Source organism: Occultella aeris (genome assembly GCF_902703175.1).
In the GTDB taxonomy this organism is placed as follows: domain Bacteria; phylum Actinomycetota; class Actinomycetes; order Actinomycetales; family Beutenbergiaceae; genus Occultella; species Occultella aeris.
This window is the reverse complement of record NZ_CACRYJ010000016.1, coordinates 185,735-198,205: the sequence shown is the minus strand read 5'-3', so window position 1 is coordinate 198,205 and position 12,471 is coordinate 185,735. Positions and strand designations below refer to the sequence as shown.

Sequence of the window (12,471 nt, the reverse complement as noted above, 5' to 3'; positions counted from 1 at the left end):
GTCATGTCCGTCGGCGGCGGTTTCACCTCCCTCGCGCCGGTGCGCGCGCCCGCACCCGAGGTGCCGGCGCCCGCGCACGCCGACGCGTCCCGGCGCCCCTGGCAGGCAACCGCCCAGTACGGCGTCTCCCCGTTCGTGAACAGTTACACCCGCCCGCTGCCCTCCTACGCCGAGACGTTCTCCGGGCCCGGCTACTACACACCGCCGCCGAAGTCCTCGGTGTGGGCCACGCTCGCCCTGGTGTTCGCCCTGCTCGGCGTGGTGTTGTCGGTGCCCGCGCTGCTCGCGATCGTCTTCGGGCACATCGGCGTGGTGCAGACCAGGAACAACCTCATGCGGGGTCGTGGCCTGGCCATGGCCGCGCTCGTGCTCGGGTACGTCGTGGTCGGATTCTGGGCACTGCTGCTGACCGCGTTCTGGCTGTCCGGCTGAGAAAAGGCCGGGGCCCCGCATGGCTGAGGAAGGCCCGCCGACCCACGGCGTCGCACCGCCAGGGTTGAGGCCGGCTCCGACCTCAGCCGGTCGCGGCCAGCCCCCGGAGCCGGCCGAGCAGGAGGTCGGCGGCGGGGGTACGCAGGGTCGGGTGGCTGATCAGGCCGACCGACACGCTCAGCTGGGCACCGTCGGCACCGATGAGCACGGACCCGTGTCGCGGTGCGAGGCTGGCCGGGATGACGAGAGCGCCCATGCCCCGGGCGAACAGCTCCGTGGCGAGGGTCGGGGTGGAGACCTCGACGGCGATATCGAGCCGTGCTCCCACGCTGCGAGCAGCCGCCTCAAGGACTCCGCGCGCACCCACGGCCGCGTCGAGCAGGATCAGCGGCACCCCCTCCAGCTCCGTGACCGGCACCGGTCCGACCACCCGGTCCAGGCCGACCACGGTCATCGGATCGCTCAGCAGTTCCGCCCACGCCGTCCCACCCGGCTCGACCGCGCCCGCCCGCACCACGAGGGCCAGATCCAGGGCGGAGTCGGACACCGCGCGATACAGGTCCTGCGCCGACGCCGAGGACACGACGAGCTCGATGCCCGGGAACTCTCCCGCGAAGTCCGCGAGGAGCTGCGCGAGGTCGGGGAGGTCGGCGCCGGTCAACAGTCCCAGCCGGATCCGGCCCCGGTGCACTCCCGCGACGTCGTCGACGACCTGACGCAGCGCGGAGAGTGCCGCGAGGGCGGTGCGGGCAGCAGGGAGCGCCACCGTGCCGGCCGGCGCCAACCGGACCCGGCGGCTGGTCCGGATGAAAACGGGCTGTCCGAGCTCCGCCTCGAGCTCCTTGATCCGCGCGCTGATCGTCGACTGCGCGACGCGGATACGGTCGGCTGCCGCGCTGAAGGACTCCTCCTCCGCGACGGCGACGAACGCCTCGAGCTTCACCTCATCCATCATCAGTTCCGATCCTAGCGATCGAATCCATCGGTTTGTCTGATGCCTAGGTCGCGTCGCATGCTGGTTCGCACCAACTGCGGCCCTCGCCGCACGGCACGACCAGTGGAGGAAGAAGTGACGAACGTCCGACCGATGCCCACCGAGCCCGCCGCCGCCGAGGATCGCGCCGACCCGTTCACGATGACGCTGTTCCATTCGGCCCTTCGCCGGGACGTGACCCGAGTCCGGCTGCTGCTGGGCGATCCGGGACTGTCGGTGCGACGGCGCCGTCGTCTCGGGCGCCACCTGCAGTGGGTGATGGCCCAGCTCAGGTGGCACCACGAGGGTGAGGATCACAGCCTGTGGCCGGTGCTGCTGGATCGCGACCCGGCCAGTCGTGTGGTCCTCGACGCCATGGAGGCCGAGCACGAGTCCCTCGACGGGCCGCTGCTCGCGCTCGAGGCGGCCGCTCGTGGCCTGGTCGCGGACCGGGCCACTGCCGCGGATGCCCTCGCGGCCCTCGACGAGCTGGAGGGTCCGTTGCTCGCGCACTTGACGCACGAGGAGCAGGAGGGCCTGGAGATCGTGCGCCGGGCACTCAGCCACCGCGAGTGGCAGGCGTTCGAGAAGCGCGCCTGGATCGACGGGTACACGGCGGCCGACACGCTCCGGTTCCTGCGTTGGATCGCCGACGGCGTCCGGTGGCGCCCGGACCTCGTCCGCCGGTTCGGCGTACCCGCCGCCCTCCACTGGCCGGTCCTGAAGCCGCTGTCCCGCAGTGCCCGCTGGCCCGCGCTGACGGTCTGGTCCGGCACGCCGGCAGCCCGCGTCCCGAGCGCGGCAGGATCGACGTCATCGCGGTGACCCGGCCCGCCCCGATGACAGCGCTCGGGTGGGGTCAGAGCGGCTCGATGCTCAGGTTCGCGTACTCGGCCACCATCGGGGCCATCTGCCTGAACCCGATCCGGCCCGGCCCCAGCGGCGGCCCGCCGACCGACCCGTCGTCGACCCACCGGAAGGACTCGACGTCGTTGATCGAGAACGTCACCGCGCCGGCGGCGATGGTGAGCCGGATCCGGTACGGCCCGCGGGCGTCGGCCACGTCGGGCAGCGGGTCGGCGCCGGAGGCCACCAGGTGGAACCCGTGGGACTTGCGCAGGTTGCACGTGTGCAGGGCCCGCTCGTCCTCCCACCGGCGCCGGAAGTAGGACACGTGGTAGGCGTCCAGGCTGCCGTGGTGGTACTGCTCGTACTCGCCGGTCCGGGCCGGCAACCTGGGGTCGAACAGGTCGCGCCCGTCGTGCCCGGTGGCGGCGAAGAACAGGATGCACAGGCCGGGCTCGTGCACCGGCCAGAAGTCCCAGCTGATCGCCACCCCGTCGGGCGCCTCGACCGGGCACCAGTACACGACGTTGGCGGCCTGCCCCTGCGCCGGGTCCCGGGTGGACTCCAGGCGCATCCGGCCCAGCGGAAACGTCACCGCACCGTCGCCCTCGAGGACCCAGTCGGCCACGTCGTCCGACCCGGCGAGCGGGTTGTGGTAGCCACTCACGCCCGGTCCGCCGCGGCGACGTGCACGCGTTCCTCGGCGCCGTGCACGCGTTCCTCGGCGGCCGCCCAGGCCGCCCGCTCGGTCGGGTCGGGTTCGTAGCGGGCCAGTGTCAGCCCGCGGGCAGCCACCGCGCGCAGGGCCACGAGATCACCGGTCAGGGCGCCGACGGCGCGGGCCTGGACGAGCACGTTGCCGATCGCCGTGCTCTCGTCCGGTCCTGCGATCACGGGCAGCCCGGTGGCGTCCGCGGCGGCCTGGCACAGGAGCGCGTTCCGGGACCCGCCGCCGACGATGTGCAGCACCCGCACGGGGTGCCCGGACAGCTCGGTGGCCTCCCGGACGGCCCGCCGGTAGGCGACGGTGAGGGAGTCCAGGATGCACCGGGTCACCTCGGCCGCGGTGGCCGGCACCGGCTGACCGCTCGCGCGGGCGTGCGCCGCGATCCGCGCCGGCATGTCCCCCGGCGGCAGGAAGTCGGGGTGATCGACGTCCACGAGCGTGCGCCGCGCGGGGACCCGCGCCGCGGCGTCGAGCAGCGCCGTGATGTCCGTACTGATGTCCGTGCCCGGGTCCCCGGCCTCACGCCAGGCGCGCTGCGATTCCTGGAGCAGCCACAACCCCATCACGTTGCGCAGGTACCGCACGGTGCCGTCGACGCCGAGCTCGTTCGTGAAGTTCGCGGCGCGGGACGCCTCGGTCAGCACCGGTTCGGTCAGCTCGACCCCCACCAGCGACCAGGTGCCGCAGGAGACGTAGGCGAAGTCGGCGCCCCTGGCGGGGATGCCCGCCACCGCCGAGGCGGTGTCATGGGACCCGACGGCGATCACGGGCACCTCGCCGAGTCCGGTCGCCTCCCGCACGGACTCGCTCAGGGTGCCGATCACGTGCCCGGGCTCGACGACGTCGGGCAGCAGGCCGGCGCGCACCCCGATCCGCCCCAGCAGGTCGGTCGACCAGGTCCGCGTCCGCTGGTCGAGCAGCGCCGTGGTGGAGGCGTTCGTGAGTTCGCTGACGGCCACCCCGGTGAGCAGGTAGGCGAGCAGGTCCGGGATCAGCAGGGCCCGCTCGACGCCCTCGAGCCCGCCGGCGGCCCGCTCGGCCGCGAGTTGGTAGATCGTGTTGAACGGCAGGTGCTGCATCCCCGCGATCCGGTACAGCTCTTCCGGGTCGACGGCGGAATGTACGCCGGCGATGACCGGCGCCGTCCGCTCGTCGCGGTAGGCGACGGGCTCGGCGACCAGCGCCCCGTCGGCACCGATCAGACCGTAGTCCACGGCCCAGCTGTCTATGCCGATCCCAGCGAGCGGGCCGCGCCGCCCCGCGGCGCGCAGCCCCTGCACGACCTCACCGAAGAGCCCGGTGAGGTCCCAGCGCAAGGTGCCTGCGCCGTCGGGCACTGCTCCGTTCGCGAACCGGGCCACCTCCTCGAGGACGAGGCGCCGCTCGCCGCCGACCCGGGCCACCTCGGCGCGAATCACCCGCCCCGAGGAGGCACCCAGGTCGACGGCGGCGAACGCGGTCATCAGCCCACCATCAACGCAGGAATGCGGCCGCGACGCCGGAGTCGACCGGGATGTGCAGACCCGTGGTCTGGCTCAGGTCACCGCCGGCGAGCGCGAACACCGCGGCGGCCACGTGCTCGGGCAGGACCTCACGCTTGAGCAGGGTGCGCTGGGCGTAGTAGGCGCCGAGCTCGGACTCCTCCACCCCGTACACGGCGGCCCGCTTGGCCCCCCACCCGCCGGCGAAGATGCCGGAACCGCGCACCACGCCGTCGGGGTTGATGCCGTTCACCCGGACGCCGTGCTCGCCGAGCTCGGCCGCGAGCAGGCGCACCTGGTGGGCCTGGTCGGCCTTGGTGGCCGAGTAGGCGATGTTGTTCGGGCCGGCGAACAGCGAGTTCTTGCTCGCGATGTAGACGATGTCGCCGCCGAGCTTCTGGGCGATCAGCGCGCGGGCGGCCTCGCGGGCCACCAGGAACGAGCCGCGGGCCATCACGTCGTGCTGCAGGTCCCAGTCCTTGACCGTGGTCTCCAGCAGCGGCTTGGAGATGGACAGGCCGGCGTTGTTGACCACCAGGTCCACCCCGCCGAACGCGAGCGCGGCGGCGTCGATGAGGGCGGCGACCTGCTCCTCGCTGGTGACGTCGCACTGCACGGCCACGGCCACGTCCGGCCCGCCGAGCTCGGCGGCGACGGCCTGCGCGCCCTCGAGGTTCAGGTCGGCGATGACGACGCACGCACCCTCGGCGGCGAGCCGCTCGGCGATCGCCCTGCCGATGCCGGAGCCGGCGCCGGTGACCAGGGCCACCCGGGTGGCGAGCGCCTTCGGCTTGGGCAGCCGGGCGAGCTTGGCCTCCTCGAGGGCCCAGTACTCGATCCGGAACTTCTCGGACTCCTCGATCGGGGCGTAGGTGGACAGCGATTCGGCGCCGCGCATCACGTTGATCGCGTTGACGTAGAACTCGCCGGCCACGCGCGCGGTCTGCTTGTTCTTGCCGAAGGAGAACATGCCCACGCCCGGCACCAGCACGATCGCGGGGTCGGCGCCGCGCATGGCAGGGCTGTCGGGCGTGGCGTGCCGGTCGTAGTAGGCGGCGTAGTCGGCGCGGTAGGCCTCGTGCAGCTCGGCGAGGCGGGCGAGCACGTCCTGCACCGGGGCGGCGGCGGGCAGGTCCACCACGAGCGGCTTGACCTTGGTGCGCAGGAAGTGGTCCGGGCAGGACGTGCCCAGCGCCGCGAGCGGGCCGAGCTTCTCGCTGGCAAGGAAGTCCAGGACCTCGGGTGAGTCGGTGAAGTGGCCCACCTGCGGGGCGTCCGCGGAGGCGATGCCACGGATCGCGGGGGCGAGCGCGGCGGCCTTCGCGCGCCGCTCCGCCTCGGGCAGCGCCTCGTAGCCGGGCACGACGGCGCCGAACGGGTCCCCCTTGCCGTGCTCGGTGATGTAGGTCTCGGCGGTGGCGATGATCTCCAGCGAGTTCGCCTCGGCCTGCTCGGAGGTCTCACCCCAGGCCGTGATGCCGTGGCCGCCGAGGATGCAGCCGATCGCCTGGGGGTTGGCCTCCTTGATGGCGGCGATGTCCAGCCCGAGCTGGAAGCCGGGCCGGCGCCACGGGACCCAGACCACACGCTCGCCGAAGATCGTGGCGGTGAGCTGCTCGCCGTCGGCTGCGGTGGCGATCGCGATGCCGGAGTCCGGGTGCAGGTGGTCCACGTGCGCGGAGTCGACGAGACCGTGCATCGCGGTGTCGATGCTCGGCGCGGCCCCGCCCTTGCCGTGCAGGCAGTAGTCGAACGCGGCGACCATCTCGTCCTCGCGGTCCACGCCGGGGTACACGCCGGTCAGGGCGCGCAGCCGGTCCAGGCGCAGCACGGCCAGGCCGGACTCCTTGAGGGTACCGAGGTCCCCGCCGGAGCCCTTCACCCAGCACAGTTCCACGGACTCCCCGGTGACCGGGTCGATCTCGGTGCCCTTGGCGGAGGTGTTCCCGCCGGCGTAGTTGGTGTTGCGCGGGTCCGCGCCGAGGCGGTTGGACCGGGCGATGAGGTCGGCGACAGCCGGGTTCGTCATGGAAGAGCCTTCACTCTCGGGGGGTGGTGGGAGTCGGTTCCGGGTGCGGAGCGGGCTTGCAGCGGCGCCGGCGCGGGAGCGGGTCAGGCGCCCCAGCCGGCCTGGGTGCCGCCGACGCGCTCGGCGATGATCTTCTCGCCGTACCCGGACGCGCGGTAGGCGGCGATCGGGTCGGCGGCCAGGCCCTGCTCCTCGCGCACCTGCGCGAGGAGCGGACGGACGTCGGTGTTGTAGGCGTCCATGAGCAGGCCGTTCGCGCCGAGCACGTCGCCGTTGGTCTGGGCCGCCTTGAGGGCCTCCCGGTCCACCAGCAGCGCCTTCGCGGTGGCCTCCTGGACGTTCATGACGGACCGGATCTGGGCCTGGATCTTCGGCTCGATGTTGTGGCACTGGTCGAGCATGAAGTTCACGCCGGACTCCGCCCGGAGCGCGTCCGCGCCGACGATCTCGTTCATGATCCGGAACAGCTGGAAAGGGTCCGCGGCGCCGACCATGAGGTCGTCGTCGGCGTAGAAGCGGGAGTTGAAGTCGAACGCGCCGAGCCGCCCGAGACGGATCAGCTGGGCGACGATGAACTCGATGTTCGTGTTCGGAGCGTGGTGACCGGTGTCCAGCACCACGGTGGCCCGCTCCCCCAGCGCGAGGCAGTGCACCAGCGAGGTACCCCAGTCCGGGATGTCCATCGTGTAGAAGTACGGCTCGAAGAACTTGTACTCCAGGAGCAGCCGGTGGTTGTCGTCGAGCGCTGCGTAGATCTCGGCGAGCCCGTCGGCGAGCCGGTCCTGGCGGGCCCGGATGTCGTCCTGGCCGGGGTAGTTCGTGCCGTCCGGCAGCCAGAGCTTCAGGTCCGTGGAGCCGGTTGCGCGCATCACGTCGATGCAGTCGAGGTGGTGCTTGACCGCCTTCGCCCGCACCTTGGCGTCCGGGTGGGTGAGCGAGCCGAGCATGTAGTCGTCGTCCTGGAACAGGTTCGAGTTGATCGCCCCGATGCTCACCCCGAGGTCACGGGCGTGCGTGGCGAGCGCGTCGTAGTCGTCGACGAGGTCCCACGGGATGTGCAGCGAGACGCGCGGCGCGGCGCCGGTGTAGGCGTGCACCTGTGCGACGTCGGCGATCTTCTCGTACGGGTCGCGCGGCACGCCGGCCTGGTTGAACACCTTGAACCGGGTGCCCGAGTTCCCGAACGCCCAGGAGGGCAGTTCGATGGTCTGGGCGGCGAGCGCGTCGCGCACCCCGTTGGCGGCGGTTGCCGGCGTGGTCATGTTGTGCTCCATGTCTGGTTCGGGATGATGGCGACCGGCCTTCGGCTCTGAAACGATTCACCATCTGGATTCAGACTAGAAGCGGCCGACGGCGGGTGTCAAGCGTTCACGGGACGCCGCCCCGGGTGCGAACATGGTTCGCGCGTCAGTAGCTGAGCGTCACCGGCCCGATCAGGCCGGACGGCAGATCGGCGCCCTCGTAGTGCACGGCCGCACTGTTGCTGACGAGCAGCTCCAGCCGGTTCGCGCCCGCACGCAGGTACTCGGCGCCGATCACGGCGCGGTACGGAGCCCACATCAGGTCCGTGACCGTGGCACCGTTGACGACCACCGTGGCAGCCTGCCCGACCTCGCCGAGGTCGAGGACCACCGCTGCCACATCGGCTGGCAGGTCCACCGAGGTCACGTACCGGTAGCTGCCCGAGAACAGCCGCAGGTCCGGATGGTCCCGCCAGTCACCGAGGCCGAGCTCGGCAACGGACGGGGCGGCCAGAGCGGCCGCGGGGGTGCCGGTCAGGTCGCGTAGCTCTATGGTGCGGGTCGCAGTGCCCGACGGCGGCCGTTGAGTCCGTGGGTTCGTCGCCTCGGTGCGGACGGCGGCGCCCGACGGCGGCAGTTGGGTCGGTTGGTCGGTCGCCTCGGTCAGGACCGCGGTGCCGCGGCGCGGCAGGTCGAGCCGGACGGCCCCGTCGGAACGCGTCGGGGCGTCCTGGCGGGTACCGGTCAGCGGGTCCAGCCACTGCGGCCGGGCCGGCACCCGGTCCGGCGTGACCCACGCCGCGATGGCGTCCTCACCCTCGTTGAAGAACACCGAGTCGGACGTACCGTCGCGGCGCACGGTGACCACCCGCAGCTCCGGGGCGGGCGGCTCGACCGTGACCGCCAGCCCGCCGCCGGTCCGCACGTGAGCGCGGACCCGCTCGAGCCGCGCGGCATCGAGCACGCCCTCGTACGCCTCGACCAGGCCGCCGTCAGCCGCGAAGGCGGCCAACCGCCGTCGGGCATCAGGACCCGCGCCCGGCCCGAGGTCGTCGACGACGGCCAGGTAGCGCTGGTCTCCGATCAGCAGGGCGCCACCGTCGAGGGTGGCACCCGTGAGCGCGTCCGGGTCGATGTAGAAGAAGTCGAGCTGGGCCCGCAACAGTTCGCCGGCGCGACGGTCGGGCAGGTGGTCGGGGTCGGCGAGCACGGCGACGCTCGCGGTGTGGGTGCCGGCGGCGACCAGGTCGGCGATCCGGCGCTGGTAGGCGACCAGGCGGGGGAAGTGCGGCCACCAGGAGTTGTGCCGGCCGAGGTCGGGCTCGCTCTCGTAGGCCCGGTTGCCGCGCACGGACGCGAAGAACGCGTGCAGCACGAGCGTGGTCACCCCGCGGGACAGGTACCAGTCGAGCAGCCACTTCGCCTCGTCGAGACTGAGCCGCCAGCCGTAGGCGCCGAGCACCTCCGCCACGGCGGTTCCGTGCCCGCGTAGGTGGGCGGCGCTCGCGGCTCCCTTCGGGGCGGTGGACTCGGGGCCGGCCAGGGCAGAGCCGTCGCCGGGCAGGACCCACCGCCACACGGTGTCCTGGCCGGGCCAGTCGAAGCAGGCGGCGGAGGCCAGGTCGTCGCCCTTGGCGGGGTGACCGGTGAGGGCGATGCCGTGGTCGGCACACCAGCGCGACTGGGCGCCGTAGTACACGCTGTTCAGGCGGTTCCGCAGGGCGACGTGGTAGGCGCGGCGCAGCGCCGGGTCCGCGGGCCCGTCGTCCCAGAGCGCGGGCAGGCGCCGCAGCACCTCGCCGACGTCCGCCCCGAGCTCGGCCGCCACGTCGGTCTCGAAGCTGCGCGTGTAGGCGACGGCGCCCTGCGTGGGGCCGCGCCCGAGCATGGAGGGCTCGTCGGTGAACATCGCCACCACGGTGGTGCCGAGGTGGTCGGTGAGGGCGCGGGCGTAGCCCTCGTGGGTGAGGTCGATGAAGGCGGCGACCGCGTCCGGGTTGAGCAGGTCGGCCGCGGCGGGCCTGAGCGCGGAGTCGTCATCGGTGTCGGCGTAGGCACCGCGGATGGTGCCCGCACTCGGAGCGTCGAAGATCGCGCACAGCCGCCACCGGCCGGCGGGCAGGTCGAGGGCGACCAGACCCCGCTCGTTCGGCACGAGCAGCCGGGCGCCGGCGACGTCCGGTACGAGGCCGTCGGCCGAGCCCGGCGCGAGGCCGTCGGCAGCGGCGTCGTCCGACCTGTCGGAACCGGTGCCGAGAGCACCGTCGGCGCCGGAACCGGACCCGTCCGACCGGACGAGCGGCGCCGCCACCACGGCCAGCAGCCGCTGCGCGGGTGAGCGTCCGAGGGTCGGGCGCCAGTACTCGCGGCTGGACGCGTGCATGTCGCGAGTGACCCGTTGCAGGGACCGGGCCGCGAACGCCGGATCGCGCTGCACGACGAGTCCGTTCGCCGAGCCGGACGGGTAGGAGGCCTCGTCGTAGAGCATCACAGCCAGTCCCAGCCGGGCGCACTCGTCCACGGCCGCGCGGACCAGGTCGAAGAAGGCCGGGGTCAGGTAGCCGATCTCGCGGCTCAGCCCGATCCGCGCGCTGATCGTGACGCCTCGGAACCCGGCCGCGGCCAGATCGGCAAGCTCGGCCCGGATCGCCTCGGCGTCCAGGTGGTCGTTCCAGAACAGGAACGCGTACGGGCCGGTCGGCGCCGAACCAGATCCGACCTGTCCGCGAACCTCTGCACCCTCACCCATTGGACCGCGCCGCCCCCTTGCGAGCCTTCGATTGAATCGTTCCACACGAGCCTAGCCCATCGGCTCTCGTGACATGGCACCTGCGAAGCTGACCTCGCACTGGCTGACGGGCGAACTCAGGCACACAGGTGCTATCCCAGCGAGCGGCGGCACGTCAGTGCGACTCGCGGCTCACCTCGCTGCCGCTGGCGCCGACCAGGATGTCCAGGTCCGCACCCGAGTCGGCCTGCAGCACGTGGTCGACGTACAGCCGCTCCCAGCCGCGGGTGGGCGCAGCGAACCCGGCAAGCGTCGCCTCGTTGGGGGTGCGGGCGGCGAGCTCGTCCGCCGGCACGTCCAGGTCGAGGCGCCGGCCCGCGACGTCGAGCACGATCGTGTCCCCGGTGCGGACCAGTGCCAGCGGGCCGCCGGCCGCGGCCTCGGGCGAGACGTGCAGCACCACGGTGCCGTATGCCGTCCCGCTCATCCGGCCGTCGCAGATGCGCACCATGTCCCGCACGCCCTGCTCCACGAGCCGCTTCGGCATCGGCATGTTCGCGACCTCGGGCATGCCCGGGTAACCCTTCGGTCCGCAGCCGCGCAGCACCAGCACGCTGGAGGCGTCCACCTCGAGTCCGGGGTCGTCGATGCGCTCGTGGAAGTCCTCGATGGAGTCGAACACGACCGCCTTGCCGCGGTGCTGCAGGAGCTGGGGGGTGGCGGCTGCGGGCTTGATGATGGCGCCGGCCGGGGCGAGGTTGCCTCGCAGCACGGCGATTCCGGCCTCGCCCAGGACCGGGGCGTCGCGGAGGCGGATCACCTCGGGGTCCCAGATCGGGGCGTCGCCGAGGTGGTCCACGAGTGGGGTCCCGTCGACCGTGAGCGCACTCGGGTCGAGCAGGTCGCGCACCTGTGCGAGCACTGCGTGCAGCCCGCCGGCCCGGTAGAGGTCGTCCATCAGGAACCGCCCGGCCGGCTGCAGGTCCACGAGCAGTGGCACCCGGGATCCGATCCGGTCGAAGTCGTCGAGGGTCAGGTCGATGCCGAGGCGGCCCGCGATCGCGAGCAGGTGGACGACGGCGTTGGTCGAGCCACCGATGGCGGCGAGCGTGACGATGGCGTTGTGGAAGGACGCCTTCGTCAGCACGTCGGCGGGCCCGCGGTCGGCCGCGACCATCTCGACGACGAGCTTGCCGGTCGCGTGGGAGCCCTCGAGCAGACGACTGTCTGGGGCCGGGGTGCCGGCCAGGCCGGGCAGCACCATGCCGAGCGCCTCGGCGAGCAGCCCCATCGTTGACGCGGTGCCCATCGTGTTGCAGTGCCCGCGGGAGCGGATCATCGCGGACTCGGAGCGCGTGAACTGCTCGGCCGGGAGCGTACCGGCCCGGACCTCCTCGGACAGCCGCCACACGTCGGTGCCGCAGCCGAGCGCCTGACCCGCGAACGTGCCGGTGAGCATCGGCCCACCGGGCACCACCACGGCGGGCAGGCCCACCGAAGCCGCGCCCATGAGCAGCGCCGGGATGGTCTTGTCGCAGCCGCCGAGGAGCACCACGCCGTCGATCGGGTTGCCGCGGATCATCTCCTCGATGCTCATCGCGGCCATGTTCCGCCAGAGCATCGCGGTGGGCCGCAGCTGCGTCTCGCCGAGGGAGACCACCGGCATGTTCAGCGGGACCCCGCCGGCCTCGAGCACGCCGTCCCGCACGCTGGCGGCCACCTCGTTCAGATGTGAGTTGCACGGCGCCAGGTCCGAGGCGGTGTTCGCGATGGCGATGTGCGGCTTGCGGCCCTCGAACGCGTCCGCGGGCACGCCACGACGCATCCAGGCCCGGTGGATGTAGGCATCCCGCCCCTGCCCGGCGTACCACTGCTGGCTGCGCAACTCACGGCTCTGTTCGGCCACACTGACTCCTCTGCTCCGGCGCTGCGCCCCTAGGGTGGGTTCGCACGCGCACCTGCCCCTCCACCTGCGAGGAACGATTCGACGATGACTCCGTTGCCCGCCAGCCTA

At 72.6% G+C, this 12,471-nt stretch carries 9 protein-coding genes; 2 read left to right on the top strand and 7 right to left on the bottom strand.

Annotated elements, in window-relative coordinates; translation table 11 throughout:
• Nucleotides 1–3 precede the first annotated feature (3 nt).
• Entirely contained in the window at nucleotides 4–432 is a 429-nt protein-coding gene (locus HALOF300_RS05450; RefSeq protein WP_156739922.1) for a DUF4190 domain-containing protein, read from the top strand.
• A gap of 82 nt (nucleotides 433–514) precedes the next feature.
• Here HALOF300_RS05450 and HALOF300_RS05445 read toward each other — a convergent pair whose 3' ends face one another.
• The gene (locus HALOF300_RS05445) at nucleotides 515–1,387 is read right to left on the bottom strand and encodes a LysR family transcriptional regulator (RefSeq protein ID WP_197522327.1); all 873 of its coding nucleotides are present in this window, start codon (nucleotides 1,385–1,387) and stop codon (nucleotides 515–517) included.
• Between the two features lie 132 nt (nucleotides 1,388–1,519).
• On the opposite strand from HALOF300_RS05445, the gene HALOF300_RS05440 reads away from it, so the two are divergent.
• Nucleotides 1,520–2,230 (top strand): hemerythrin domain-containing protein, encoded by a 711-nt coding sequence (locus HALOF300_RS05440; protein WP_197522326.1) that lies wholly within the window; start codon nucleotides 1,520–1,522, stop codon nucleotides 2,228–2,230.
• A gap of 34 nt (nucleotides 2,231–2,264) precedes the next feature.
• On the opposite strand, the gene HALOF300_RS05435 is transcribed toward HALOF300_RS05440, so the two are convergent.
• From HALOF300_RS05435 to HALOF300_RS05410, 6 genes are all read right to left on the bottom strand, one after another.
• Nucleotides 2,265–2,918: a DUF1961 family protein gene (locus HALOF300_RS05435; protein WP_197522325.1), complete on the bottom strand. Its 654-nt coding sequence runs from the start codon at nucleotides 2,916–2,918 to the stop codon at nucleotides 2,265–2,267.
• Nucleotides 2,915–4,441: a rhamnulokinase gene (locus HALOF300_RS05430; protein ID WP_156739918.1), complete on the bottom strand. Its 1,527-nt coding sequence runs from the start codon at nucleotides 4,439–4,441 to the stop codon at nucleotides 2,915–2,917. Before HALOF300_RS05430 ends, HALOF300_RS05435 begins: the two co-directional genes overlap by 4 nt.
• Before the next feature lie 10 nt (nucleotides 4,442–4,451).
• Complete coding sequence (locus HALOF300_RS05425) at nucleotides 4,452–6,488, bottom strand: bifunctional aldolase/short-chain dehydrogenase (protein ID WP_156739917.1); 2,037 nt, start codon at nucleotides 6,486–6,488, stop codon at nucleotides 4,452–4,454.
• Nucleotides 6,489–6,571: 83 nt separating this feature from the next.
• Complete coding sequence (gene rhaI / locus HALOF300_RS05420; protein ID WP_156739916.1) at nucleotides 6,572–7,750, bottom strand: L-rhamnose isomerase; 1,179 nt, start codon at nucleotides 7,748–7,750, stop codon at nucleotides 6,572–6,574.
• A 145-nt stretch (nucleotides 7,751–7,895) separates the two neighbouring features.
• Nucleotides 7,896–10,478: a hypothetical protein gene (locus tag HALOF300_RS05415; RefSeq protein WP_156739915.1), complete on the bottom strand. Its 2,583-nt coding sequence runs from the start codon at nucleotides 10,476–10,478 to the stop codon at nucleotides 7,896–7,898.
• Between the two features lie 154 nt (nucleotides 10,479–10,632).
• Complete coding sequence (locus tag HALOF300_RS05410) at nucleotides 10,633–12,363, bottom strand: IlvD/Edd family dehydratase (protein ID WP_156739914.1); 1,731 nt, start codon at nucleotides 12,361–12,363, stop codon at nucleotides 10,633–10,635.
• Between the last annotated feature and the right edge of the window lie 108 nt (nucleotides 12,364–12,471).

Bases quoted from the DNA above. Each gene is read 5' to 3' on its own strand.
- HALOF300_RS05450 (WP_156739922.1), top strand. From the start codon at position 4: ATGTCCGTCGGCGGCGGTTTCACCTCCCTCGCGCCGGTGCGCGCGCCC.
- HALOF300_RS05445 (WP_197522327.1), bottom strand. From the start codon at position 1,387: ATGATGGATGAGGTGAAGCTCGAGGCGTTCGTCGCCGTCGCGGAGGAG.
- HALOF300_RS05440 (WP_197522326.1), top strand. From the start codon at position 1,520: ATGCCCACCGAGCCCGCCGCCGCCGAGGATCGCGCCGACCCGTTCACG.
- HALOF300_RS05430 (WP_156739918.1), bottom strand. From the start codon at position 4,441: ATGACCGCGTTCGCCGCCGTCGACCTGGGTGCCTCCTCGGGGCGGGTG.
- HALOF300_RS05425 (WP_156739917.1), bottom strand. From the start codon at position 6,488: ATGACGAACCCGGCTGTCGCCGACCTCATCGCCCGGTCCAACCGCCTC.
- rhaI (WP_156739916.1), bottom strand. From the start codon at position 7,750: ATGACCACGCCGGCAACCGCCGCCAACGGGGTGCGCGACGCGCTCGCC.
- HALOF300_RS05415 (WP_156739915.1), bottom strand. From the start codon at position 10,478: ATGGGTGAGGGTGCAGAGGTTCGCGGACAGGTCGGATCTGGTTCGGCG.